Annotated in this window: 20 protein-coding genes; 10 read left to right on the top strand and 10 right to left on the bottom strand. The window is 68.0% G+C overall.

All coding sequences use genetic code 11. The features are described from left to right. Window positions 1–46 precede the first annotated feature (46 nt). Window positions 47–1,411, bottom strand: a complete 1,365-nt coding sequence (locus tag H6717_38710) for a sigma-70 family RNA polymerase sigma factor (protein MCB9583034.1) — start codon at window positions 1,409–1,411, stop codon at window positions 47–49. A 903-nt stretch (window positions 1,412–2,314) separates the two neighbouring features. Between H6717_38710 and H6717_38705 the strand changes: the two genes are divergently transcribed. From H6717_38705 to H6717_38690, 4 genes are all read left to right on the top strand, one after another. Continuing rightward, window positions 2,315–3,439, top strand: a complete 1,125-nt coding sequence (locus H6717_38705; protein ID MCB9583033.1) for an ABC transporter ATP-binding protein — start codon at window positions 2,315–2,317, stop codon at window positions 3,437–3,439. A 67-nt stretch (window positions 3,440–3,506) separates the two neighbouring features. Beyond that, window positions 3,507–3,731, top strand: coding sequence for a DUF2892 domain-containing protein (locus tag H6717_38700; protein ID MCB9583032.1), 225 nt, complete (start codon window positions 3,507–3,509; stop codon window positions 3,729–3,731). Next, on the top strand, window positions 3,731–4,270 hold the full coding sequence (locus tag H6717_38695) for a sigma-70 family RNA polymerase sigma factor (GenBank protein ID MCB9583031.1): 540 nt from the start codon (window positions 3,731–3,733) through the stop codon (window positions 4,268–4,270). The genes H6717_38700 and H6717_38695 overlap by 1 nt, the downstream gene beginning before the upstream one ends. Beyond that, on the top strand, window positions 4,260–4,529 hold the full coding sequence (locus tag H6717_38690) for a zf-HC2 domain-containing protein (GenBank protein MCB9583030.1): 270 nt from the start codon (window positions 4,260–4,262) through the stop codon (window positions 4,527–4,529). Before H6717_38695 ends, H6717_38690 begins: the two co-directional genes overlap by 11 nt. 56 nt (window positions 4,530–4,585) lie before the next feature. Here the strand turns inward: H6717_38690 and pheS are convergent, their stop codons facing one another. The 5 genes from pheS to H6717_38665 all read right to left on the bottom strand — a co-directional run bounded on the left by pheS (window position 4,586) and on the right by H6717_38665 (window position 8,569). Further along, the gene (gene pheS, locus H6717_38685) at window positions 4,586–5,662 is read right to left on the bottom strand and encodes a phenylalanine--tRNA ligase subunit alpha (protein MCB9583029.1); all 1,077 of its coding nucleotides are present in this window, start codon (window positions 5,660–5,662) and stop codon (window positions 4,586–4,588) included. A 9-nt stretch (window positions 5,663–5,671) separates the two neighbouring features. Next, on the bottom strand, window positions 5,672–6,025 hold the full coding sequence (gene rplT / locus H6717_38680) for a 50S ribosomal protein L20 (GenBank protein MCB9583028.1): 354 nt from the start codon (window positions 6,023–6,025) through the stop codon (window positions 5,672–5,674). Window positions 6,026–6,043: 18 nt separating this feature from the next. Beyond that, window positions 6,044–6,241 (bottom strand): 50S ribosomal protein L35, encoded by a 198-nt coding sequence (gene rpmI / locus H6717_38675; GenBank protein ID MCB9583027.1) that lies wholly within the window; start codon window positions 6,239–6,241, stop codon window positions 6,044–6,046. 244 nt (window positions 6,242–6,485) lie between these two features. Further along, the gene (locus tag H6717_38670) at window positions 6,486–7,412 is read right to left on the bottom strand and encodes an alpha/beta hydrolase (protein MCB9583026.1); all 927 of its coding nucleotides are present in this window, start codon (window positions 7,410–7,412) and stop codon (window positions 6,486–6,488) included. After that, on the bottom strand, window positions 7,403–8,569 hold the full coding sequence (locus H6717_38665) for a hypothetical protein (GenBank protein ID MCB9583025.1): 1,167 nt from the start codon (window positions 8,567–8,569) through the stop codon (window positions 7,403–7,405). Before H6717_38665 ends, H6717_38670 begins: the two co-directional genes overlap by 10 nt. Before the next feature lie 89 nt (window positions 8,570–8,658). Between H6717_38665 and H6717_38660 the strand changes: the two genes are divergently transcribed. Then, on the top strand, window positions 8,659–9,012 hold the full coding sequence (locus tag H6717_38660; protein MCB9583024.1) for a hypothetical protein: 354 nt from the start codon (window positions 8,659–8,661) through the stop codon (window positions 9,010–9,012). A 37-nt stretch (window positions 9,013–9,049) separates the two neighbouring features. Here the strand turns inward: H6717_38660 and H6717_38655 are convergent, their stop codons facing one another. Further along, a complete protein-coding gene (locus H6717_38655) occupies window positions 9,050–10,444 on the bottom strand; it encodes a hypothetical protein (GenBank protein ID MCB9583023.1) in 1,395 nt (464 codons plus the stop codon). Further along, window positions 10,444–11,247: a tetratricopeptide repeat protein gene (locus tag H6717_38650; GenBank protein ID MCB9583022.1), complete on the bottom strand. Its 804-nt coding sequence runs from the start codon at window positions 11,245–11,247 to the stop codon at window positions 10,444–10,446. The genes H6717_38655 and H6717_38650 overlap by 1 nt, the downstream gene beginning before the upstream one ends. A 142-nt stretch (window positions 11,248–11,389) precedes the next feature. Between H6717_38650 and carB the strand changes: the two genes are divergently transcribed. Continuing rightward, window positions 11,390–14,743 (top strand): carbamoyl-phosphate synthase large subunit, encoded by a 3,354-nt coding sequence (carB, locus tag H6717_38645; GenBank protein ID MCB9583021.1) that lies wholly within the window; start codon window positions 11,390–11,392, stop codon window positions 14,741–14,743. Window positions 14,744–14,853: 110 nt separating this feature from the next. Here the strand turns inward: carB and H6717_38640 are convergent, their stop codons facing one another. After that, entirely contained in the window at window positions 14,854–15,090 is a 237-nt protein-coding gene (locus H6717_38640) for a hypothetical protein (GenBank protein ID MCB9583020.1), read from the bottom strand. A 309-nt stretch (window positions 15,091–15,399) separates the two neighbouring features. Continuing rightward, window positions 15,400–17,601, bottom strand: a complete 2,202-nt coding sequence (locus H6717_38635) for a Na-K-Cl cotransporter (GenBank protein MCB9583019.1) — start codon at window positions 17,599–17,601, stop codon at window positions 15,400–15,402. A 107-nt stretch (window positions 17,602–17,708) separates the two neighbouring features. Between H6717_38635 and H6717_38630 the strand changes: the two genes are divergently transcribed. From H6717_38630 to H6717_38615, 4 genes are read left to right on the top strand one after another with little or no spacing between them, the layout of a single operon-like run. Then, window positions 17,709–18,191: a hypothetical protein gene (locus tag H6717_38630; GenBank protein MCB9583018.1), complete on the top strand. Its 483-nt coding sequence runs from the start codon at window positions 17,709–17,711 to the stop codon at window positions 18,189–18,191. Further along, window positions 18,191–20,596 carry a transglycosylase SLT domain-containing protein gene (locus H6717_38625; protein ID MCB9583017.1) on the top strand — a complete coding sequence of 802 codons (2,406 nt, stop codon included), beginning with the start codon at window positions 18,191–18,193 and terminating at the stop codon, window positions 20,594–20,596. The genes H6717_38630 and H6717_38625 overlap by 1 nt, the downstream gene beginning before the upstream one ends. A gap of 39 nt (window positions 20,597–20,635) precedes the next feature. Further along, a complete protein-coding gene (locus tag H6717_38620; protein MCB9583016.1) occupies window positions 20,636–22,171 on the top strand; it encodes a serine/threonine protein kinase in 1,536 nt (511 codons plus the stop codon). Then, on the top strand, window positions 22,171–24,807 hold the full coding sequence (locus H6717_38615; protein MCB9583015.1) for a VCBS repeat-containing protein: 2,637 nt from the start codon (window positions 22,171–22,173) through the stop codon (window positions 24,805–24,807). The genes H6717_38620 and H6717_38615 overlap by 1 nt, the downstream gene beginning before the upstream one ends. The last annotated feature ends 6 nt before the right edge of the window (window positions 24,808–24,813 follow it).

Genomic DNA, 24,813 nt, shown 5'->3' with positions numbered 1-24,813 from the left:
CCGACCTCCGTGAGGGCCGGCCCTTCGCTGCCTGCTCGCGCGCTCGTCAGAAGTCGCGCATCTGCTTGCGGATCTTGCCGATGGCCTGCTCCTGCAGCTGGCGGATCCGCTCTCGGGACAGGTTGTACTTGTCGCCGATCTCCTTGAGCGTGAGCTCGTCCTCGTTGTCGAGGCCGAAGCGCCACCGGATGATGCGCGATTCAATGGGGGTGAGGGTGCTGAGCAGGCGCTGGACCTCTTCCGCCCACTTCGAGTTCGCCAGCGAGTCGAACGGCGAGAGGTCGTTCTCCTCCACCAGGAAGTCGATGAAGCGTCGTCCGTCCTCGTCTCCCACCGGGCGATCGAGGGAGAACGGCGTGTCGGCATAGAGGTCCTTGACCTTGTCGAGCTTCTCCTTGGGCACGCCGGTTTCCTTCTCCAGCTCGTCCAAGGTGGGCTCTCGCCCGGTGCGGGCGATGATGGTCTGAGTGGCGCGGGACACGCGGTTGTAGGTGTCGAGCATGTGCACGGGAATGCGCACCGCGCGACCCTTGTCCGCGAGGGCGCGGCTGATGGCGTGACGGATCCACCACGAGGCGTAGGTGCTGAAGCGATAACCACGAGTGTGGTCGAAGCGCTCCACGGCCTTCATCAAACCGATGTTGCCTTCCTGGATCAGATCGATGAGCGGAAGCCGACCGCGGTTGTAGCGGCGGGCGATGCTCACCACCAGGCGCAGGTTCGCCTTCACGAAGCGGTTCTTCGCTTCGCGCTGGCGGCGGTCCGTCGCCTTCACGCGCTGGATGAAGCGCTTGTAGGCCGGCGTCTCGGGAACGACGCTGCGGTCGCTCTCGTCCGTGGGCGGATTGATCGCTTCACGTGCGACGCGATTGGCATTTGCCATCCAGATGCGATCCGAGTCGGGCAGGCGCACCTCACGGGCCAGTGCGGCGCACAACTCTTCCCACTTGCGCGTTTGCTGAGCCAGCAGCTTGGAGCGCTGCTTCTTGTACACCTTCAGCATCTTGCGCAGCTCTTCGCGCTGCCCGGCTTCAGGGCGGTCGTCTTCGCTGGTGGTGAGGATGTCTTGATCCAGCTGATCGATCACCAGCTGGGCGCACGGCTGGTACGACAGCAGCGCGACCCAGTGCTCCACCTCGGCGCGCTCCACTTCCTGAGCTGCAGCGAGCTCTTCGTCTGGGCCCATCACCTGATGGGTGGCCATGTCGCGGAAGTAGCGCGAGAGCATGGAGTCGTTGGTGGTGTCGGCGCTCTCGTTGGGGCGGGTTTCGTTGCTGGGCGCGGAGGCCGAGCGGATGACCGACTCGGGCGTGGTGCTCGGGCCGATCAGTGCGGGGCGGGTGCGCACTGCGGTCTGCTCGTCGGCGTCGTCGAGCAGGTCCTGGGCGGTCTGGGCATTCTTCTGGGCCATGGGATCTCGGTTGGGCGGCGGGGGGTCGGTCGCCGGACGCTTGCGTCCAGCAGGGGTCAACCGTGTTTCGGGCTCTTCAATTCCCCGGTGGCGGGTGCGGGGGGCGTGAGCTCGGTCGGCCTTGGACGCAGTTCGAGCGACTCGCTTGGACGACCGGGCGGGTTTGCGGGCGGGGGTGATACGTTTCTTTTTTGATTCCGTGGAGTTTTTGGCTGCAATGTCCATGCCGCTACGGGAGCTTCGGGAGGACCCGCGCCGAGTTCTGGTGCTTCGGCTCGAAAGGTTGTTCGCGCTCATCGGGTCCTCGCTACTGTGTGTGGGATGACGCTCCTCGTACGTGACGCACCGGCCGATCGATGGGTGGCAGATGAAAGCCGCGTGCCATTTGACGGATCTACGCTCCAGGAGGGGCCTGGGATCCAAAGAGCAGAAAATCGCGCGCCCTTTGGCTCCCGGTTCTCTGCTCGGGTGCTCCGCCGAATTCCAGGGGGACGCCGGTCTTTGGCGGCCCTTTCGCTGGGGGTGGCGGCATATGGCCTGGGCCATGGCGCACTGGCACTGGCCGCAGGCCTCATCGGTCGGGCCCTGGTGGGGACGGCCGATGTGGGCGGTTGGACGGTGGGCGAGGTTTCATATATCGGCCTCGCTGCAGCTCTCGTCAAGGCCGGGGCGGGGGTTTTCCTTGCATTTTCCGAAGCTAACGCTGCGCGAGGGGTCGGGCTTTCAGTGCGTCAAGGGGTGGTACGGCGGCTCCTTGGGAGCGGGGCGGAAAGTGCGGCGCCTCGGGTACTTGCGACCGTCGCGGTTCGCGTTCGTGAAATCGAAGGTGCAGTTGTGCACGGCGTCATCGCCGCGATTCGGTCCGTGGGCCAGCTCGTGCCACTGGCCCTAGCCCTGATCTTCGTGTCACCCCGCCTCGCACTTGGTGGTGTCGTGCTCTTGCTGCCCTTCGCCCTGGCGACCTCGGCTCTACGCCGCCGCTGGCGACGCTCCCACACCCGTGCCCAGGAGCTGGTGGAGGACCTCCACACCGGGGTGGACGAGCTGGTGAAGAACCTGGACCTGTTTCGCAGCTACGGTGCGGGGCAGCGCGTGGAGGAGTCCCTGCGACAGGCCGGGCTTTCTGCGCGCAGCGCCGAGGCTCGAGTGGAAGCGCTACGCGCCGCTTTGTCAGGAGGCAATGAAGTGCTCGGCGCGTTGGCGCTCGTCGGTGCCATCGCGGTGGCGCGAGCCCTGGAGCTACCGTTGGGAGATGGGACGTTGATCGCCTTCGCGGCAGTGTTCTTCATGGCTTATCGCCCGCTGCGGGACCTGGGGGACGCGAAGAGCTGGTTGGTGCGCGGTTCGGTGGCGCTGGAGGCGCTGGACGCGCTGGCACGCAAGACGGAGCGCGGTGCGTCGAAAGCCGTTCGTTTCGAGTCCCAGGCCCCCATCGAAGCGCGCGACCTCGGCGCCGCCGGGCGTGGACCGCGCACGAGTTTCGCAATCTCGGCGGGGCAGATGGTGTGCATCGTGGGGCCCACGGGCAGCGGAAAGACCACGTTGCTGCGGACCCTCTTGGGCCTCGAGCCTGCCGTTGGACAGCTGAAGCTCGGCGGTCAAGACCTCACCCACGCGGCCGTGGGTCCGGGCCATCGTCCCTTCGCTTGGGTCCCTCAAGAGGCGCCGTTGGTGACCGGGACGGTGCTCGACAACGCGGCCCTGTGCGGTGGGGACGCCGAGAGCAGTCGCGCCGCGCTCGAACAGATTGGCGCACAGCGGCTGCTGGAGCTCGCTGACGAAAGGGTGGGCCCTGGTGCGCGGCCCCTGTCGGGCGGGGAGTCGCGGCAGCTGTCCCTGGCCCGCGCACTGGCAACTGGGTTGCCAGTGCTGCTCTTGGACGAGCCCACGGCGGGGCTCGATCGGGAGGCGGGCGAGAAGGTGCTCGCGGCCATCGAAGGCCTCAAGGGGCGTCGCACCCTGGTGGTGGTGACCCACCGGCCGGAGGTGATGGCGCTCGCCGACCAGGTGGTCCGGCTACAGCCCTGAATCCTTTTCTGCCGAGCCGGACTCTACCGGGCATCTCCCCGTTGGCGTGGGGAGAAAGGAGTCCGTCATGTCGTCCAAGATCCTTCCTCAGAACGAGCACAACATCGAGCGCGTCGTCCGGGTGGTCCTCGGCTTGGTGCTCTTGAGCCTGGTGTTCGTGGGCCCGCACACGCTCTGGGGCCTCGTCGGCCTGGTGCCTCTGGCTACCGGGCTCATCGGAAGCTGTCCGCTGTACACTGTGTTCGGGTTCTCCACGTGCAGCAAGGAGCAGAAGTCGGCGATGCAGAGCTAGTGGCGCGTGTCGCGGCGGGTGATCGCGACAGCTTCACCCGTCTCGTCGTGCGCCACCAGGCCGCGCTCTTGCGCTATCTCCGCGCCGCCTTCGACAGCGAAGCCGACGCCGAAGATGCGCTGCAGCGCGCGTTCGTCTCCGTGTGGAAGTCTGCCGGAACATACGCGGGCCGCGCGTCGGTTCGAGCCTGGCTCTTCACCATCGCCCGCAACGCGGGGATGCGGGCGCGTCAGAAGGCGCGCGAAGAGCTCCTCGAGCCGGAGCCGCTGGCACGTCTCGGCGAGCGCGCCGGCTGGGGCAGCGAAACGCCCGAGGCGTTGATGGCGGCCCTCGAGCGGCGAGATGCGCTCGAACGAGGGCTCGACACGCTGCGCAGCGAGGAGCGAGAGATCTTACTGCTCCGGGACGTGGAGGGATTGAGCGGTGACGAGGCCGCCGAGGTGCTCGGCATTTCCCGCGCGGCCATGAAGAGTCGTCTGCACCGAGCGCGTCTCGGCTTCGCGGCGGCGATGAGGAAGGAGCTCGACGATGCCCAGTGAGAGAGTCGTTGCGGGGCTATCGTGCAGCGAAGTGCTGGCGCGGCTGTCCGACTACGTCGATGGCGATGTCTCCGCGGCAGAGAAGCGGCAGATCGACGCGCACCTCCAGGGGTGCGATCATTGCGAGCGTTTCGGGGGAGAATTCGCCGGCATGGTCACTGCCCTGAGGCGGAAGCTCGGAGCGGCTCCAGCCATCGAGTCGGCTGCCTCCGAGAGACTGCTGGAGAGGCTCGGAAGCGCGCTGGACGATGACGCGTAAGAGGCTGCTCCGGCGTTCTTGTTTTGTTGGCGCGGCGCGGAAACGGCCGCGCCCCATCAGAACTGCCCGAGAAACCGCGGGTCGTTCTCGAAGAACAGGCGGATGTCCGGGATGCCGTAGCGGAGCATTGCGACGCGCTCCACGCCCAGGCCGAAGGCGAAGCCGGTGTACTTCTCCGAGTCGATGCCGCAGTGCTCGAAGACCTCCGGGTGCACCATGCCGCAGCCGAGGATCTCGAGCCAGCCGGTGCTCTTGCACACGCGGCAAGTGGCGCGCGAGCCGTCGTCCGGGTTGCAGAACACGCAGCCGATGTCGAGCTCGGCGCCGGGCTCTACGAAGGGGAAGTAGCTCGGGCGGAAGCGTACCGGCGTGCCCTCGCCGTAGAGCCGCTCCGCGAAGGCCGTGAGCACGCCCTTCAGCTCCGCGAAGCTCACCTTCTCCGCGACCAGGAAGCCTTCGATCTGATGGAACATCGGCGAGTGGGTGACGTCGTCGTCCCGGCGATACACCGCGCCGCCGCTCACCACCGCCATGGGCGGCTTGCGCGTGCTCATCTCGCGCACCTGCACGTTGCTCGTGTGGGTGCGCAGGAGCACGCGGGCGTCGGGCTTTCCGCCGGCCACGTCCACCCAGAAGCTGTCTTGCATGTCCGTCGCCGGGTGGTCCGGTGGGAACGCGAGCTTCTCGAAGTTGTTGGTCTCGAGCTCGACCTCGGGACCCCAGGCCACCTCGAAGCCGAGAGAACGGAAGATGTCGAGGATCTCGTCCTTCACGCGGGTGAGCGGGTGCAGATGCCCGCGGCTCACCGGCACGCGACCGGGCAGCGTGAGATCGTGCGGCGCTGCGCTCAGATCCGCTTGGCGCTCCGCCTTCTTGAGCTCCCCGAGACGGACCTCGAAGGCGGCCTCCACCTCTTGCTTGACGGCGTTGACCTGCTCGCCAATCGCCCGCTTCTGGTCCCCCGGGACCTTGCCCATCTGGCGCAAGATCGCCGTGAGCTCCCCCTTCTTGCCGAGGAGCTCCGCCTTGGCGTTGCGCAGCTCGGGCTCGCTCGTTGCCGCGGCGAACGCTTCCTTGAAGCGATCCCCGAGGCGAGCGAGCCCTGCCTGGATCTCCTGCGCGGGGTCCGACACGACGCCGGGTTACTTGACGGACAGAGCGAGCTCGGTGAGCTGCTTGAAGGCCGCCATGTCGTTCACGGCCATGTCGGCGAGCACCTTGCGATCCAGATCGACGCCGCTCTTCTTGAGAGCGCCCATGAGCCGCGAGTAGGTGGTGCCGTTCTGCCGACAAGCGGCGTTGATGCGCACGATCCACAGCCGACGGAAGTCGCGCTTCTTGAGCTTGCGACCGACGTAGGCGTACTGCCAGCTCTTCCACAGAACGCGGATGGCTTGGCGATAGCGATTCTTGCGACCGCCCCAGAAGCCTTCGGTCTGCTTCAGGACGCGCTTGTGACGACGGTGTGCCTGCTGGCCTCGTTTTACGCGGGACATCTTGGTGTGCTCCTTCGATCAGCCGTAAGGCAGCATGATCTTGATGCGCTTCTCGAACTCGGGAGCGACCATGTCGTTGTCACGCAGGCGGCGGCGACGCTTGCGGCTCTTGCCGATCATGCAGTGCTGGTTGCCACCCTTGGGGCGGCGCACGCGACCGGTGCCGGTGAGCTTGAACCGCTTGGCAGCGGCTCGATTGGTTTTCATCTTGGGCATTTGAGACCACTCCGTTTGGGGGGAGGCGAGCCTCCCGCGCTTCCCGGCAGCGCCCACCGAAGAGCATCTTTGGCGGGGCCGAGCGAAGGCCGGGGGGAGGCGCTTTCTGTCAGATGGCCGGGGGGTCGTCAAGCTCCGGCGAGGGGGGCGAACGGCTGTGCAGTGCCGCCCTGGCGGGGCGGGAGGTTCCGCGGCGGACCGACATTCAAGAGAATGATGTTGGTTCAGCGCGGAAAGGGCCCGGTCAGCGCAAGAGCGCGGGCTGGCTGGGCATGGGCTGGCGGGGCCGGGCGGTGCGCAAAAACTCGCTCAAGACGCTCCCCACTCGCTCCGGATCCTCGAGCTGTGGGTAGTGGCCGAGGCCCTCGAGGCGCTCGAGGCGGGCTCCGGGGATTTCGCTCGCGAGGCGCTCGCCGATGGCCATCACGGCGACCGTGTCTTCGGGGCCCCACAGCACCAGAGCGGGGACGTCCAGCCGGGTGAGGGCGCCGACCCAGCGGTGCCAGAAGCGCGTGCGCTCGGCGACGTAGGAGATGGTCTGGGGCAAGCGCGCGAGGCCGTCCTTGTGATTCATCAGGCACCACATGTCGTCGAGCGCGGACTCCGGCAAGGAGCGGCTCACGATGCGGTGGATTTGAGCGCCGAACAGCTTGCGCGACGAGAGCTTCACGAAGGTGGACGCGAAGCGCGAGCGCAGGAGCTTTTGCGAAGGGGTGAGCTGGGCGAGCTCGATGTGCACGCTGCCGTTCATCAGCACCACGGCGTCCACCTCGAAGGGCAGGAGGCCGCGCTCGCGCAGGGCCAGGAGCTCGCTCGCCACGCTGGTGCCCATGTCGTGGGCGACGATCTGCGTGGTGTGGATGGCGAGGTGACGCAGCAACAGCGTGGTGATCTCCGCCTGCTCCACCAAGGAGTAGCTGTACTCCGTGGGTTTGTCGCTCAAGCCGAAGCCGGGTAGGTCGAAGGCGATCACGCGATGATCGCGCTCGAGCGCAGGCACGATCTGGTGGAAGTCGTGGGAGCTGGACGGAAAGCCGTGTAGCAAGAGCACCGGCGGCGCGTGGCGCGGTCCCGCGTCCACCACGAACAGCGAGCGGCCCGCGATGGTGAGGAAACGCCCGCGCGCACGCCAGGCGTGAACGGACTCGGTGAGGGAGGACGTCACTTGCACTGGACGATGTTGTCGCACTTTCCGATGGAAGAGTCGTCCTTCGGATAGTTCTGACAGCATTGCCCGGCGTTCACGCAGCAAGTTGCACTGTACAGGGAGCCCGAGCAGCCCGGCGGGGTGGTGGTGCTCTCCACGCAGTCTCCCCATTTGCCGGCGGAGGTGCACTTCTGCTTGCCCCAGTGGCAGTACTGCGGGTCGTCGCACCAGCGCTCGGAGCCAGGGGTGCACTGCTGGCAGTCGCGATCGGCGCAGTCCGTGGACTTGTCGCAGTCCTCGTCTTTGCCGTCGTTGCAGGCGGTTTCGCTGCTGGCACAGCCGCAGTTTCCCGGGGAGATACAGTCCGGATCGTCGCAGTCGACCTTGCCGTCACAGTCGTTGTCGACGTTGTCGCCGCACAGGATCTCGAGGAAGAATGGGAACTGCGGCGTGCAGCCGCTGACGGGTTTGCACGCGGTGGCGTTCACGCAGTCCGCATCCTTGCAATCCACCTGCTGGTCGCAGTCGTTGTCCTTGCCGTCCCCGCAGTCTTCCGTCGTGGCGCAGTTGCACACGCTGGCGCACTGCGGATCCTGACAGCCCTGCAGTCCGTTGCAGTCGTCGTCCTTGCCGCTGAAGCAATCCTCGAAGGTCGCCGTCGGCACGCACGGACCACCCGGATCCTCGCCGTCGCAGTCTTCGTCGATGCCGTTGCCGGGTACCTCGGGGCTGGGCAGCACCTCACCGACGCACTGGCCCCAGCTGTAGAACTCGCCGAAGGCCTCACAGGCTTGCTGGCCGTCTTTGCACGCGCCCTTGTTGCGTCGCTCCGCGGGGCCCGTCCAACACGCCTGGGTGGTGCCTTGATTGCAGCTGCAGCCTTCGTCCGCGAGGCCGTTGCCGTCGTCGTCCTGGCCGTTGCCGCAGATGTCGTTGGTAGCGACGCCGCCGCTGCCGGCGCTCGAGTCCGGTTGCTGGCCGCCGCCACCGGACGCACCGCCGCCGCCGGTGGCCGAGCTACCGCCTTGGCCCCCCACGGCGCTGCCAGCGCCACCGCCGACGTTGCCGACATTGCCGCTGCCACCGCTGCCGTCCGTCGCGTTGCCGCTCGCCGAGCACGCCACTCCCAGCGCGATCAGCGAGGCGAAGAAGACCCGCGCCCACCGAACCCGAACCGCCATGGGCGTAGGATCCCACTCCGGAGGGCAGGGGGCAACTGCTGTCCCTCGACAGCGCGTGGCGTGTCTCGTTACCTTGGGGGCGGGGACCCATGGCCAGCATCCTGCTGCTCAGCATGACCGAGGACGGAACGACGGCGCTCGCGGAGCTCGCCGCGGCGGGTCACCAGCTCGAGCACGTCGAGCCGCGTTATCCCGAGTGCCGTTCGCAGCTGGAAGGACGACGCTTCGATCTGGTGCTGGTGGACTCGCGCGAGTCGCCGTCCCACGGTCGCGCCACCGCCGGCTGGCTCGCGGCAGAGCCGCGCCTCCGCACCGTGCCCTTCGTGTTCCTGGACGTGTCGGACAAAGACGTACCCCGGGTGAAGAAGGAAGTGCCGCGGGCGCAGTTCGCCACCTGGTCGAGCGTCGTGGGCACCAGCTTGCGACTGATGGATCGCAAGTAGCATTTGGATGTCGGGGCGGCGCGGTGCCGTCGCGCCGCTATTTCACGTTGTCGTAGCAGACGCGAAACCGCTCGAGGCGCACGGACTGGCGCCCGCCCTGGGCCCCCGGCTCCACCCAGGCAACGGCGAAGTGCTCGGGATCCGCGACGGCGACCGCAGGCCAGTCGGGCCCCGCGGTGTTGGTGCCCACGACGGTGGTGGACAGCACGCGCTCGTCGAGCGGCTTGACGGCGCCACCGTCCGGCTCGGTGTCGACCTCCCGCAGCGTGAGACCCAACGCCGCGGTGTTGCCTCCCACGTCGACCGTCGGGATCGCGAGGATCTGGTAGAGGAGGGTCGGCTCGCTGGGACGTCGGTAGAACTGGGCGGCGACGTCGCGCGTGTCCGGTCGCACGGGCGAGGGGTCGCAGGCGGGGGAGGGGGGGCCGGCGCACAGGTTCGCGGTATCGCTGCAGCCGAAGGTGCCGAGCTCGGAGACGAACTGCTTGTTCGCGCCCTGCCGGGTCCAGCTGGCGAGCCAGGTGTTCTGGTATTCGATGAACGACGTCTGAGCGCTGACCCAGGCGCCGCCGCCCGCGCCGCACTCCGGGATGGTGCCCGGGGTCTTGTTGGGCAGTCCGGCGTGCAGCGTGTCCGACACCCAGAACAGCGCCGGCGTGGAGCCGATGCCCGCCGGCGCGACGATTTCCGCGGGCGGATCGACGGTGAGCTCGGTCAGCTCCGGCAGCGGACCGAGGGCGTGGAAGAAGATGCTGCCGGTGGGGCTGACCCAGGCGCCGTAGATCTTGTTGTCGGCGAGCTGCCAGGTGACCGGCATGCGCTCCGGGTGCCCCAGGCCGTAGTTGAAGGCGCTGTCGGTCTGTTCCGCCGCCTGCACCGCGAGGCTCGCATCCATGCGCGCGTGGTAGACCCGGCCCGGCTGACCGGGGTCCGGGAGCAGCGCTACGTAGGCGTGGACTTCCACGCCGCCGCTGGTGTCGACGACCAGCGCGGCGTTGCTCGCCGGGGGAAAGCTCAGCTGCGATGCGCTCTGCAGCGAGCCCACGGGAGTCCAAGTGTCCGTCTTGATGTCGAGCCAGTACAGAGGAACGTCGGGGGTTTGCAGCTCGTCTTCCGTGAAGGCGGCCACGTAGTAGCGGGCGCCGCTGGCGACCACGCTGACGCGATGAGCGACGGCGACATCCATGGTTCGCGGCTCGCCGTCTCGAACCACGACCCGCGCGTCGTTCACGCAGGTGTTGCTGGTGAGATCGCAGCGATCCTCCGTGCACGGGTTGTCGTCGTTGCATTCCGGATCGGCGGTGCAGGACTTGCCGCCGTCTGAGCCGGCGCTGCCCTCGCCGCCTTGCAGGTCGTCGAAGTCCAGCAAGAAGGCGCACGAGGTGGCGATCGGCGCCGAGGCCAGCGCCAGCACGGCAAACCAGCGTTTCATCAGAACTTCCAGGCCGCAGCGGCGGCGGCGCCCCGCGGCCCGAGGGCCACGTCGAAGTGCGGAACCCCGGCCGAGCTGGGGGGCTTCTCGGCCGTCGGCTTCTCGGTCAGCAGCAAGATCACGCCGACGCCCACTCCCACTGCCGCGACGCCCGTGAGCACCGTGCTCACCATGGCCAGGGACTTGCCGCTCGAGACGTCGCTCTCTTGGCAATGCGGATCGCACTCGTCCTTGGCGCTGTCGTACTCGCCCTTGGCCAAGATGCCGGTGAGCACCGCCCCGCCCGCGGCGAGGCCGCCGAGGCCCAAGGCTACGTACGGGATCGTACGATCCGGCTTGGCTGCGGGGGGCTCGCGCTCCGTGCCGTCGGCCTTCTCCGTCGTCTTCTTGGGCGGCGGCGGGGGTGGGGGCTCGGACTTCTTCGCGGCGTCTCGCTTCGCGATGTTCTTCTGGAGATTGGCGATGCGCACGCGCACGGTGTCCGCATGCTCGCCGTCGGGTTCCTTCCGGAGGTACTCCTCCAGAGCGTCCACCGCGAGCTGGAGCTGCCCCAGGCGTTCGTGGACCGTGGCCAGGTTCAGGAGGATCTCGGGGCGCTTGGACAGTTGGTACGATTTCTCGAACGCCTTGAGCGCGTTTTCGTAGTCGCTCTCCTGGAGGTACGCGACGCCGGACTCGAAGTGGCGATGCGCGAGCTCGTCCGCGTTGGGCTGAGCGCGCACCGGCGCGGAAAGTGTGGCGCACGCTGCCGCCACCATTGCCGCCGCTCCGAGTCGTCGCGCCCTCTGGACGCACCCCGTCATGGCCGATTCATACCACGGCGCGCCCCGCGCCGCGCGATCCCCCCGCCCTTCCGCGGGCTTTGGGCGCGGGCAGATTTGTCCGCGAGGCCGCGACCAGCGTGTGGTAGAGCGCGAGAGCCCATCCACTGGGCAGCACCGTGAGATGCCGAAGCGAGACGATATCAAGAAGATCCTGCTGGTCGGCTCCGGCCCCATCGTCATCGGTCAGGCGTGCGAGTTCGACTACTCGGGCACCCAAGGCGCCAAGGCGCTGATCGGGCTCGGCTACGACGTGGTCTTGGTCAACTCGAACCCGGCCACGATCATGACGGATCCGGAGCTCGTGCGACGAACCTACGTGGAGCCGCTGGAGCCCGACACGCTCACCGCCATCATCGAGCGGGAGCGGCCGGACGCGCTCTTGCCCACGCTCGGTGGTCAGACCGCGTTGAACCTGGCGCTCGACCTGCACGAACGAGGCGTGTTGTCCCAGAACGGCGTCCAGCTCTTGGGGGCGCAGATCGACGCCATCCGCAAGGCGGAAGATCGCCAGCTGTTCAAGGAGGCGATGGCGCGCGCCGGCCTCGAGTGCCCGCGCTCCATCCACGCCCATAGCGTGGACGAAGCCCGCGCCTTCGCCGAGGACACGGGCTATCCGTTGATCCTCCGGCCCAGCTTCACCCTGGGCGGCGCGGGCGGCGCCATCGTGTACCGGCCGGAAGATCTGCAGGCCAAGATCGAGTGGGCTCTCGCTCAATCGCCGACCCACCAGGTGTTGGTGGAAGAGAGCGTGCTCGGCTGGAAGGAGTACGAGCTGGAGGTCATTCGCGACGCGAAGGACAACTTCATCGTCGTGTGCTCCATCGAGAACGTGGATCCGATGGGCGTCCACACCGGGGATTCCATCACCGTCGCGCCCGCCATGACGCTCACGGACCGTGAGTATCAGCGGCTCAGGGACGCCGCGCGGACCGTGATGCACGAGATCGGCGTGGAGACCGGGGGCTCCAACGTGCAGTTCGCGGTGGACCCGAAGACCGGCCGCGTGCTGGTCATCGAGATGAACCCTCGCGTGTCGCGCTCCAGCGCGCTGGCGTCCAAGGCGACCGGCTACCCGATCGCGAAGATCGCCGCGAAGCTCGCCGTCGGCTTCACCCTGGACGAGCTCGAGAACGACATCACCAACACCAGCGCGGCCTTCGAGCCCACCATCGACTACGTGGTGGTGAAGTGGCCGCGCTTCGCCTTCGAGAAGTTTCCGGGGGCGGACCCTCGCCTCGGGACGCAGATGAAGAGCGTGGGTGAGGTGATGAGCATCGGGCGCACCTTCCCCGAAGCGCTGCAGAAGGCGGCGCGCTCCCTCGAGACGGGCAAGGACGGCGTCTCGTCGCTGGTGGGGCGGGTGGACTATCGCGCCCTGGGCGAGGAGTCCGACTCTTCCCGGGATCTGGTCTACGACGCGCCGCCGATGGCGCGTCCCCGCTCCACGCTGCCGCCGCCGGCCAACCGGGAGTTGGTGGAGATCTTGCGCCGCGCCGTGGGCGTACCCACGGCGGAGCGACTGTTCTACGTGGCGGACGCCATCCGGGCCGGGCTTTCCGTGGAAGAGCTCCACGACATCACCGGCATCGACCCTTGGTTCTTGCGGCAGCTGGGCCGCATCGTGGACCAAGAGAAGCTGATCGCGGCGGCGCCGAAGCTCGAGCGAGACTTGCTGTTCGAGAGCAAGCGGCTCGGGTTCTCCGACTCCCAGATCGCGCGCCTTCGGGGGGCGGAAGCGGAGGAGATCCGCAAGACGCGCAAAGAGCTCGGCCTGCGACCGGTGTACGGCCGCGTCGACACCTGCTCGGCGGAGTTCGTGGCCAAGACGCCGTACCTGTACTCCACCTACGAGACCCAGACCGAGAGCGCGGTCACCGATCGCAAGAAGGTGATCATCCTCGGCGGCGGACCCAATCGCATCGGGCAGGGCATCGAGTTCGACTACTGCTGCTGTCACGCCGTCTTTGCCCTGGAAGAGCTGGGTATCGAGACGGTGATGGTCAACTGCAATCCGGAGACCGTCTCCACCGACTACGACACGGCCGATCGCCTGTACTTCGAGCCGCTCACGTTGGAGGACGTGCTCGGCATCGTCGAGGAAGAAGCGAGCCTGGGCGAGGTGCTCGGCGTCATCGTGCAGTTCGGTGGTCAAACACCGCTCAAGCTCAGCGTGCCCCTGGAACGGGCCGGGGTGAAGCTGCTCGGCACCCCCGCGGACGCCATCGATCGCGCGGAGGATCGCGAGCGCTTCGACGCCTTGCTCAGCAAGCTCGGCCTGCAGCGCCCCAAGGCGGGCATCGCCAAGGGCGTTGAGGAAGCACGGGCCATCGCCAAGGACATCGGTTACCCCGTTCTGGTACGCCCTTCATACGTGCTCGGCGGGCGGGCCATGATGACCTGCTGGACCGAGGACGAGCTCAGCGCCTACGTCGGCGTGGCCATGGACGCCGCGCGAGACGAAGGCGGTTCCCAGACGCTGCTCATCGATCAGTTCTTGAAGAGCGCCATCGAGGTGGACGTCGACTGCGTTTCGGACGGCAAGCGCGCCATCATCGGCGGCGTGATGCAACACATCGAAGAAGCCGGCGTGCACTCCGGGGACTCCACCAGCGTGCTGCCGCCCCACACCCTCGACCCGCAGGTGGTCAGCACCATCGAGGCCCACGCGCGGGCCTTGGCGTTGGAGCTCGGCGTGGTGGGCTTGATGAACGTGCAGTTCGCCGTGAAGGACGGCGAGGTGTACGTGCTGGAGGTGAACCCGAGGGCCTCCCGCACCGTGCCGTTCGTGAGCAAAGCCACTGGGCGTCCGTTGGCCAAGCTGGCTGCCAAGGTGATGGTGGGTCGCACCTTGGACGAGCTGGGCGTCGCCGACGAACCGCTGCCCACTCACGTGGCGGTGAAGGAGAGCGTGTTTCCCTTCGCCAAGTTCCCGGGGGTGGACACCATTTTGGGCCCGGAGATGCGCTCCACCGGCGAGGTCATGGGTATCGCCACGAGCGTGGCGGTGGCGTTCGGCAAGAGCATGACGGCCAGCGGCTACGTGCTGCCGGAACGCGGCCACGCGTTCATCAGCGTGCAGGAAGACGACAAGCCCGCCGCCTGCCAGCTGGCGCGGCGCCTGCGGAACCTGGGCTTCTCCATCGTGGCCACCGGAGGAACCGCGGCGGCCATCGAGAGGGCGCGGATCCCGGTGCAGCGCATCAACAAGGTGCTGGAGGGCTCTCCTCACGTGGTGGACGCGGTCCGCGCGGGCACCATCCAGCTCGTGATCAACACCACGCAGGGCGCGAAGGCCATCCGGGACAGCTACTCCATTCGCCGCAGCACGCTTTTGGCGAACATCCCGTACTTCACGACCATGAGCGCCGGCCTCGCCGCCGTGGACGCCCTCGAAGTGCGGGAGCTCCTGGGCGGCGAGAGCCACGTGCGCAGCCTGCAGGAGTGGCACATGCGTTCGCGGCGCGCCGCCGAGTGAGCAGCGCCAGGAGCGCCAGCGCGCCGAACAGCGCCGCGCGGGAGCTGGGGTCGGGGGCGAGACGGCAGCCGCAGCCCGAGTCCAGTACAGCGACGGCTGCATGGCGGCGCTCAAGTTCCAGTAGGTGTTGCGGGCGCCCGCGTTGGGGCCGCGCAAGCGCTGCCTCCGCTCGAGAAGTCGTAGTCACCGAGCTCGGTGTACAGGTTCTCGAAGGGCGAGCCGCGGTGGTGATCGAGGCTCAGGGGCAGGCTGCCGCTGCCGCGGGAGAACACCGTGCCGTTGCTGCGATGGTCCACCGTGAGGCTGTGGCGCCAGCCGTTCTCGATGTCGAAGTCTTCCACCAGCACGTCGGCGGTCTGGCTGAAGTTCGAGCCGCAGGCCGAGGAAGCTCACGTTCCTCACGTTCGTCCGTGGTGCCGTCGCCCGCGGCGCCGAAGTCGCGTACGTTCGCCACCACCGCCGGAGACGGCGGGGGACCTCGCCGTCCTGGCTCGCCCTGAGCGCCCCACAGCCGGGACGTTTGCGCGCGCAGGCCGGCCGCGAGGAGCAGCACGCCCAAGAACGCAGCCGCAGCCGGCCGAGCCATGGCCCGATTGTGCATCTTCGAAGAGGGACTTTCACCCCGCGACGTTTCCGCGGCGGACCAACACCCAGATTCAAGAGGGCGGGTCGTCGAACAGCACCGGCTCGCCCTGGAAGCCGCGGGCGCTGTGGACCATCACCGTGGTGGGCAGGTGGGAGAGCAGCTCGTTCATGCGGTCGAAGAAGGGCTCGGCGGCCTGTCCGCGGTCCGGGAGGCGGATGCCGATGATGGCGAGGTCCACGTCGGCGCTCTCCGATTGCATGATGTCGCCGATGGAACGATCCCCGCGCACGATTACCCGAGGCGCGGCCGAGAGGCGCGCACCGGAGAGCACGCGTTCGATGGCGCCGTGGGTGGCGACGCGCTCTTCTTCCGTGGACACCACCGTGACCACGGTGACCTTTGCACGGCGCCAGTGGTCGTGGGCGGTGATCAGGTAGGCGAGCAGCAGCATGAGGCCGCCGTTGCCCTGCAGTCCGCCCCACCAGATCTGGATGTGCCGGTAGTTCCCGAAGCCGCGCTCCGGATTGTGGCGCACCAAGAGCAGCGAGCGGTCCAAGAGCGAGAGATCGTGGAGCATGTCGACGTAGGGCGGGACCCGCTCGGCCTTCTGCGGCCAGCCGAGCATCACGGTGTTGGCCTCGAATCCACCCACGCCGTAGGACTGCGCCACGCTCACGGCGCCTTGATAGATGTCGCTCACTACCTCCGCCCGGGAGAACACATTTTCGTACTTGCCGGCGACATGCTCGTCCATCTCGCCGAGCAGGCGCTTTCGCAGCGTGGCGTTGTCGTCCACGCTGCCCTTGAGCAGGTGGAAGTAGGTCACGATGCCTCGGTCTTGAACGATGGTGCTGCCCAGCTCGAGCAGGTGCGGTCGGCGTTCGATGCCGCCGCCCATGATCACGAGGTTCGGTCGCCAGTTCAGCGGATGGTATTCGATGCGTCGCAGGCGCAAGAGAGCGGTGCGCACGAGCGCCGACCAGATGCCGTGGCGGGCATCGCCGTAGGTGGTGTCGAAGACTCGGCGTTGCGTCCACACGAAGATGCCGCCGCAGATCACGAAGGCGCCGATCATCGCCGGCAGGTCGATGATGCTCATCACGTAGAAACAGCCGAGGGCGCCCGCCAGGCTCACCCAGGAGGGCACACGAAAGTCGGGGCGGAAGCTCGGGCTCGCGGCCCAACGTTCGAGCCCGCAGGCGAGGTTCGTGAAGCCGTAGGTGGCCAGGAAGAACATCGTGAGCAGGTTGGCGATGAGATCCAGGTTGCCGAGTAGGATGCCGACCTCCGCCAGTAGGAAGGTGGCGGCCATGCCCCAGCGCGGTTCGTTGTGTGGACCCGAGCCCCGCGAGAGCAAGCGGGGTGCGAGGCGATCCGCGGCCAGCGCCTGCACGGTGCGCGGCGCCGTGAGCAGACTGCCTACGGCACTCGACAAGGTGGCGCCCCACACTCCCGCGTAGATCATCGAGTCGAAGCGCGCGATGTGCCAAACGATGCGCTTGTTGGCGATGAGCTCCTCGCTGCTGGCGTTGTGGGCGAGCCAGAAGGGGAACGCCGCATAGATCACGAAGCCGGTGAGGATCGCGAGCAGCGTGCCGAGGGGCAAGGCACGCCGCGGATTCTTGAGATCGCCGGACATGCCGACGCCCGCCATGATTCCGGTGACGGCGGGGAAGAACACGGCGAACACCTTGCCGAAGGGCACGGCGCCATGGGGCGCGTGGAGGGCGACGGTCTCAGGAGGGTTCGGGGCGCTGCCGGAGAAGAACGAGACCAGGGACAGACCGATGGCCGCCATCACCAGGTACTGGCTCTTGATGGCGAGGTCGGCGCTCTTGGCCGACAGCACCGTGAGCAGGATGCAGACGATGCTTCCGGCGATGCGCGGCGAGAGCCCGGGCCACAGCTCGCCGAGGGATTCGACGAAGCCCACCACGTAGAAGCTGACGCTCAACGCCTGGCCCAAGAACAGCGGGATGCCGATGGCGGCCCCGGAGGGAGCGCCCAAGGAACGGCTGATGATGTTGTAGGCGCCCCCCGCCCCCACCGTGCGGTTCGTGGCGATGCTGGAAATGGAGAGGCCGGTGGCAATCGTTATCAGGTGGGAGACGCCCACGATGATCAGTGCCCCGACCAGGCCGGCGTTGCCGACCACCCAGCCGAAGCGCAGGTACATGATGACGCCGAGGATCGTGAGGATGCTGGGCGTGAAGACGCCGGCGAAGGCGCCGAAGCGGCCGGGGCGCTCTTGGCTTTGGGCGGAGGAGGTCACGGGATGGGCGGCGCGAGGTTAGCGGAAATTCAGGGAAAATACGCGAGGCAGGAAGGGCTGGGGCCGCGAAGTCGCCCAGCCGGAAAGCCTGCGTTAGGGTCAGGAACGTGAAGAACCGCTACCCCCTCGAGGCCCTCGTCTCGCTGCGCGAGCAGCGCGTGGACGAGCGTGCGCGGGAGGTGGCCGACCAGCGACAGCGCACGGATGCCGCCCAGGCGCGGGCGGAGCAGGCGCGCCGCCAGCGAGAAGCGGAGCAGGCGCGGGTCGGAGAAGCGGTGACGGCCGAGCGGGATCGGGTGGAGGACGGCGGAGCGCGGGTGGCGGATTTGGCTGCGGCGGCGCGCTTCGCGGCGCAGGGCGCCGCGCACATCGAGGCGCTCGGCCAGCGGGAGCAAGAGCTGTCGCAGGAGCTCCGCGAGGAGCAAGTCGAGGAAGAACGTCGTCGACGCGCCCTTGCTGGTGCCGACGCGGATGCCAAAGCGGTCGCCGAGCACCGACAACGCTGGCGCCAGGAACGAGCGGCGCAGATCGAAGCGCGTGAAGAAGACGACGCAGCGGACGTGTTCGGTGGCCGGCGAGGCAAGCGCTGATGCGACATCGCTTCCTGCTCCCGCTGGCATTGGTGGTGGCGTGCTCGGCCCAGCAAGCTCCGACGACCCACGGCTTGCCCACGCCGCTGGCCAAGGACGACAACGCCCCCGCGAAGAAGCCGCCCGCCCACGCCTCCGCGGCCAAGGTGGACATCGCCGACTTCGTGCCTCTCTTGGCGCAGCCGGAGCTGGAGAAGGCGGGCAAGATGCTGGGCGTCGGCAACGCTGCGGCGGCGGCGCGAGAGGTCGAGGCCGTGATGGCGAAGACGCCTCCGGTGCAGGCCGACGTGCCCCGCTGGCAGCTGCTCCTCGCGCGGCTGCGCGAAAAGGCCGGAGACGAACGCGGCGCCGCGGCGTCCTACGACCTGGCGGCGGCAGTCCCCTGGGCTCTTTCGGGCTACGCGCGGCTGGGCGCGGGAAGGACGCGGCTGCGCTCCGGCAGAGTGGAGCAGGCGCTGGCGGAGCTGTCGAAAGTGCCACTGGATCAGCCCCTCGCCGAAGAAGCACGGCTTCTGATCGCGGAGGCCGCGGTGAAGAGCGGCAAGGTGGATCTGGCGATCGACACCTGGCGAGATCACCTGCACGGTGCGCCGGAGCCGAGCGATCGCGTCAACGTTTCCTTGCGCCTCGCCGAGGCACTGCTCACCCGCGCCCAGGGCAAGAAGCCGAGCGCGACGGAAGCCGATGGCGACGTGGTGGAGGCGCTGAGCCTCGCTCGGCGCGTGAGCGCGGAGAACGCCGCCAGCAAGTCCATCACCCGGCGCGCCGACGCCATCGAGGCGCGCGCGATGGCCGCGCTGCCCAAAGCGCAGCGCGCACGCTTTGCAAAGCCGGGGCCGGAGGTGGAGCTCGCTCGCGTGAAGGCCTTGCTCGATGGTCGCGAGTACGAGTCTGCGGAGAAGGCCGCCGACGCCCTGCTTGCCGACCTGCCCAAGGCGGAGAAGTGGAACGCGGTGGGTTGCGAGGTCGGCATCCTGCGCGGCAAGGCGATCTCCGCACAGCGTGACACGGGGCGTGCGTCGCGCTCTCTGGACGGCGTGCTGGATCACTGCAAGAAGGATCCGGATCAGCGCGCCCGGGCGTTGTACCTGGCCGGCAAGTACCTGGCACGGGATGGGCGACACATGCAGGCCATCGCCCGTTACCGCCAGCTGGAGAAGGAGCTGCCCACGAATCGTCTGGCGGACGACGCGCGCATGCTTTCGGCGTTCAGCTACTTCGAGCTCGGAGTGGAGGCTCGCTTCACGGAGCTGCTCGGCAAGATGCCGGAGGACTACCCCGACGGCGACATGGTGCTCGACGGCGTGTTCCGACTGGCGCTGCGTCGCATCGAGAAGGGGGATTGGTCCGGCGCGGCGTCGGTGCTCGACCGGGCGGCCACGCTGGTGAGCGGGCGGGACAGCGCTCGGGGCACGGAGTTCTCGGGGCGGGAGCGGTACTTCCGAGCGCGGGCCTGGATCGAGACGGGGGAAGCGGACCGGGGCTACGCCGAGCTCGAGAACATCGTGCGGGAGCTGCCCCTCAGCTACTACATGCTGCACGCCTACTCACGGCTGGTTGAAAAGGACCCGTTCAAGGCGAAGCGCGTTCGGGAAGAGGCGGCCAAGAAGACCGCGGCGGAGCCGTTCACCTTCGAGCACCAACCGGAGTTCGACTCCGACGGCTTCCAGCGTGCTCTGGAGCTCTTGCGTCAAGGCGAGTTCGAGCTGGCGAAGCGCGAGATCCAAGCCCTGGACATCGCCAAGCCCGGGGCCGAGCCGGGCCTGTTGTGGGGTTTGGCGCTGTTGTACTCGCGCGCCGGTTCCGCGAAGGACGCGCACTCGGTGGCGCGAGGGCTGCTCACGGATTGGCTCGGGCACTGGCCGGCAGGAGATTGGGTCAAGGCTTGGGAGCTCGCGTTCCCGCGGCCCCATCAGGCGCTGGTCGCCAAGGAAGCAAAGAAGAACGGCATACCCGAGGCATTGATCTACGCCGTGATGCGAGAAGAGAGCGCCTTCGACCCGGACGCCGTCAGCCACGCGGACGCCCACGGCCTGATGCAGCTCATCGTGCCCACCGCCAAGATGCTGGCGAAGCCCGTGGGCTTGCCGTGGGATCCGGCGTCCTTGAAGCGACCCACCGTGAACATCGCCCTCGGCAGCCGTGGGCTCGGCCGCTTGACGGACCGCTTCAAGCAGAACCCGGTGCTCGCGATCCCCGGCTACAACGCGGGGCCGGGGCGCCCCCTGCGCTGGCTCCGAGAGCGGCCGCACATGGATTTCGACGTGTGGGTGGAGTCGATCCCCTACTCCGAGACGCGCCGCTACACCAAGCGGGTGCTGGCGAGCCGCGCGGCGTACGCCTACCTGTACGCGCCCGCGACGGCGGACGAAGCCATGGTGCTGCCGCTGGCACTGACGCCCTGACTCGCAGGCCGGCGTGTTGTACGCTTAGCCGGCTGTCGTATGTCCGTCTGCCCCCAGTGCCACAAGCAGTATCCCGAGGATCACACCAAGTGCCCCGAGGACGGGCAAACCTTGATCCCCGATGCCGCTGCCCAGGGGTTGGATCGCGACGTGCCCGCCGGCGAGATGGTGGGTGAGTATCGAATCGTTTCCAAGCTGGGGGAGGGCGGCTTTGGAACGGTTTATCGAGGCGAGCACCCCGTCATCGGCAAGGCCGTGGCCATCAAGGTGCTGTCCCGCCAGCTGTCGTCTTCGCCGGAAATGGTATCGCGTTTCATCGCGGAAGCGCGGGCGGCGAATCAGGTGCGCAGCCGCCACATCATCGACATCTTCGCCTTCGGTGCCCTGCCCGACGGTCGTCAGTACTTCGTGATGGAGCTACTCGACGGCAAGACGCTGGAAGATCACTTGCGCGAGCGAGGGCGTCTCAGCCCGAGCGAAACGGTGACCATCCTGCGTGGCGTGGCCCGAGCCCTCGACGCGGCTCACGCGGCGGGCATCGTGCACCGCGATCTGAAGCCGGAGAACGTGTTCCTCGTAGACGAGGAGGACGGCGTGGTGATCCCCAAGCTCCTCGACTTCGGCATCGCCAAGCTCATGGGGGACGCCACCGGCAGCCACAAGACGCGGACCGGCGTGCCCATGGGCACGCCGTATTACATGTCGCCGGAGCAGTGCCGAGGCGACAAGATCGACCACCACACGGACATCTACTCCCTGGGCGTCGTCAGCTATCAGCTGCTCACCGGCCAACTGCCGTTCGTGGCCGAGTCCTTCATGCAGGTGATGTTCAAGCACGTGAGCGGCATCGCCCAGAACCCGAGCACCCTCCCCGTGGGGCTGCCGCTGGAGCTGGACGGACCGGTGATGGCCATGCTTTCGAAGGTCCCGAGCGAGCGGCCGTCCTCCGCCGGGGCGGCGGTGGAAGCGCTGGCGGAGGCTGCCGCACGCGCCGGGTTCGAGCTCGGCGCCAGCCCGTCGGGGGTGCACGCGCCGATGACACCGTCGGGGGCGGTGCGCGAGGCGACGACGCTGTCCGCGGCAGAGACCCTCGCCATGCCGGACAGGCCCGGCGGCTCGCGGCGCGCGCTGCTGTTCGGCGGACTCGGGGTGGGGCTCTTGGCGGTCGTGGGCCTCGGCGCGTGGGGCTTGCAGCATCAGAAGCCAGCTCGGCAGGCGATGGCGCCGGAGCCCTCCGCTCTGGCCCCACCGGTCTCGAGCGCGAAACCCGTGGTGAAGCCGGTGCCGCCGGCCGCACCGAAGACCATCACCCTCACGGTGCAGTCCGTTCCCGAGCGCGTGGACGTGTTTCGCGATGACGAGAAGCTCGGCACCGTTCCCGACGACGTCATCGAGCTGCCTCGGGGTGATGCCGAAGTGACGCTCCGCCTGGAAGCGGAGGGCTACAAGCCGAGCACCATCACGGTGACGCCGTCGCAGAATGCCGTGGTTTCCGCAAAGCTCGCCAAGAAACCAGCCAGCAGACCCGTGGTGCCGTCCAAGCCGAAGGCGCCGAAGTCCGAATTGGAGTTCTGATGACGAAGCATTGGCTGCCCGCGCTCCTCCTGCTCGCGGGGTGCGCCAACCTGCCGGCCATCGATGCCGGCGTTTGTGGCAACGGCATTCTCGAGCCCGGGGAGGACTGCGACTCCTCGGACCCCTCGTGCCGCGCTTGCCGCATCGATTGTTCTCCGGATCAGAATGGCGAGCGCCGCGCGTGTCCAGACGGATGGGCCTGCGGCAGCGACGCGATCTGCCGGCAAGCCAGCGGGGATTTCGTCGCGCATCCGGCAACGTCCGAGTCCGGCCTCTTGGGAACCGCGGCGGACTTCGATGGCGACGGCCTCAGCGACGTCGTGACCCTGGAGCCCGGCGGCGTGTCCGTGCACTACTTCGATACCAGCGGGAGCCAAGCCTCCAGCGCGAACATCGCGGGGACGCCGTCCTGGCCTGCGGTCGGCTCCCTGACGGACGACGGGCGCGCGTCCCTCACGTTGACGCGAGGAGACATCTCCGTGCTGCGGGGCAAGGCGGACCGCACGCTGTCGCCCATCGCCTACGCGCCGTTTCCGGTGCAGGAGGGCCTCGAGGGCTACGTGATCATGAACGCCATGCCCGGCCTCGACTACCTGGGTGACGAGGTGCTCGGCATCCTGCGCACGGGTGACAGCGAGTCGGTGTGGGACGTGGTGGGGAACCAGAAGCTGTTCAATCTCCCGCCGTCGGCGGAGCCGGCGTTCCTGCCCATCCGGGCTGCGGATCTCGATCCCGCGTCCCCCTGCGACGAGCTGGTGATGGCGGTGAACGCCGCTTCCACAGTGGACGTGTACGAGACCTGTCGCAGCGTGGCGGCGGGCCAGTGGGAGTGGAACAAGAACGCCGTGCCGGCGGCGAAGATCTCCTTGCCCCTGGGGTTCACGGTGGCCTCCAGCACCCTCTTGGCCAAGGTGAACAGCGACGAAAAGCTCGACATCGTGGTCCGTGGCTTGAAGAACAAGGTGGCTGGCCTGTTCGTGAGCTACGGGGCGCTGGGCGCGAGCTTCGACTCCGATCCGGCGAACGCCGATGTCGTGGGCAACGACAAGTTCGCGCCGCTGTCGGTGTGGGGCGCCACGGCGGAATTACCCCTGGCGGTGGGGGATTTGAACGGCGACAAGAAGATCGACCTGGTGCTGCCCAAGACCGTGCTCGTGAGCGCCAGCGCCAGCGTCTACTGCGGCGCACTGGGCGTCGCCATCCCCGGCTACGAGTGCGTCGCGTACAACGACGGCGACCCCTGGTCCGAAGCCGCCATCGCCGACTTCAACGCCAACGGTATCGTCGATGTCATCGCGTTGCGAAAGAAGGCGCGCCACGTGGACTTCCTCAATGGCAACGGGAAGGAGCCCGGCGGGTTCAATCGCGTCGAGCTGCCGGTGGACGGCACCGCCACGGATCTGGCCGTCGGGGACTTCGACGGCGATCTGCTCCCAGACGCCGTTTTCAAGGTGGCCGGCAGCGCGGCGAACCCGGAAGACACCCTCGCCGTCGTGTACGGCAAGCCGCTGGCGATCCCGGACGCTCCGACGTCGGTGGCGCGGCTGCAGCACATCCAGCAGCTCGCCGTCGGCAACGTGGCGCCCTTCACGGGTGGGCTGTTCGACGGCGTGAACGACATCGGCGTGCTCTCGCAGTCGCTGGACGGCAAGAGCCAGAGCTCCGCCATCTTTTTCGGCCGTGCGGATCGCCAGCTTCAGTCTTCGTTCACGCTGTTTGCCAACAACGCGCCGGTATCCGCCACGCGTGCCTTCGTCGGAAGTTTCGACGACGACCCGCATCCAGACCTGGCGCTCGTGACGTCGCCCGTCGGCGACACCGATCCCAGTCAGAATCTGGTGCTGCTGCCGTCCACGGGGGAAGCCGCGCTGCAGCAGTCGATGGCGTCCGCCACGCCCTTCCCGTCCACGTTCGAGGCGTGCGGCGCACTGGCCACGGTGGTGGACCTCGATTCCGACGGCACTGACGAGATCGTGTTCTTCGGCTTGCGCTACGACGACGGAGCGACGGATCCGAGCGGCCTCGCCATCGCGCGCTCCGTGGCGGGGGCGTCCGGCCGGACCTTCGAGATCTCGCCGGTGGCGTCTCAGAGCGTGGGCCTCGTCGACCTGTGGGTGCTGGGCGCGCAGTGCTACCTGGGCGCGGATCCGGGCAGCGCCGGCTCTGGCCCGGGCGGGGACGACTTCCTGGCGCCGGGGGCCATCCAAGCGGTGGACTTCGACGGTGACGGCAAGTTCCCGGACGTCATGGTGCTGGGCCTGGTCCCGGACGCGGACGCGGACCTCGAGCCTCGCTTGGTGCTGTACAAGAACGAGGGGGGCGTCCTGGCGGAGAGTCCCGTGATCTTCGACGACCCCCTGGTGGACGGAGCGCCGTTGGTCGCCTTCTCCTTCGCCATCGCGAACCTGGATCGCGATCCGGAGCCCGAGGTTGCCGTGACGAGCGTCGATGGCCGCGTGTTCGTCATGGACATGGATCGCGACGCGGGCCAGCTGTCGGAGCCCAAGCTCGTCGCCGACGTAGGGGGTGCGCTCAGCTTGAGAGCGGGGGACTTCGACGGGGACGGAGTGGCGGATCTCGTCAGCTCTGGCCCTGCGGGGCTGTCTCTGTTGTCCGGGGTTCCGGTGCTCAAATGAAGAAGT

Source organism: Polyangiaceae bacterium (genome assembly GCA_020633235.1).
In the GTDB taxonomy this organism is placed as follows: Bacteria; Myxococcota_A; Polyangia; order Polyangiales; family Polyangiaceae; genus JACKEA01.
This window is presented reverse-complemented; position numbering and strand designations above follow the sequence as displayed.

Excerpts from the sequence above, each read along its gene's own strand:
- H6717_38710 (MCB9583034.1), bottom strand. The coding sequence starts at position 1,411 with ATGGCCCAGAAGAATGCCCAGACCGCCCAGGACCTGCTCGACGACGCC.
- H6717_38700 (MCB9583032.1), top strand. The coding sequence starts at position 3,507 with ATGTCGTCCAAGATCCTTCCTCAGAACGAGCACAACATCGAGCGCGTC.
- H6717_38690 (MCB9583030.1), top strand. The coding sequence starts at position 4,260 with ATGCCCAGTGAGAGAGTCGTTGCGGGGCTATCGTGCAGCGAAGTGCTG.
- rplT (MCB9583028.1), bottom strand. The coding sequence starts at position 6,025 with ATGTCCCGCGTAAAACGAGGCCAGCAGGCACACCGTCGTCACAAGCGC.
- rpmI (MCB9583027.1), bottom strand. The coding sequence starts at position 6,241 with ATGCCCAAGATGAAAACCAATCGAGCCGCTGCCAAGCGGTTCAAGCTC.
- H6717_38665 (MCB9583025.1), bottom strand. The coding sequence starts at position 8,569 with ATGGCGGTTCGGGTTCGGTGGGCGCGGGTCTTCTTCGCCTCGCTGATC.
- H6717_38660 (MCB9583024.1), top strand. The coding sequence starts at position 8,659 with ATGGCCAGCATCCTGCTGCTCAGCATGACCGAGGACGGAACGACGGCG.
- H6717_38655 (MCB9583023.1), bottom strand. The coding sequence starts at position 10,444 with ATGAAACGCTGGTTTGCCGTGCTGGCGCTGGCCTCGGCGCCGATCGCC.
- H6717_38650 (MCB9583022.1), bottom strand. The coding sequence starts at position 11,247 with ATGACGGGGTGCGTCCAGAGGGCGCGACGACTCGGAGCGGCGGCAATG.
- carB (MCB9583021.1), top strand. The coding sequence starts at position 11,390 with ATGCCGAAGCGAGACGATATCAAGAAGATCCTGCTGGTCGGCTCCGGC.
- H6717_38625 (MCB9583017.1), top strand. The coding sequence starts at position 18,191 with ATGCGACATCGCTTCCTGCTCCCGCTGGCATTGGTGGTGGCGTGCTCG.
- H6717_38620 (MCB9583016.1), top strand. The coding sequence starts at position 20,636 with ATGTCCGTCTGCCCCCAGTGCCACAAGCAGTATCCCGAGGATCACACC.
- H6717_38615 (MCB9583015.1), top strand. The coding sequence starts at position 22,171 with ATGACGAAGCATTGGCTGCCCGCGCTCCTCCTGCTCGCGGGGTGCGCC.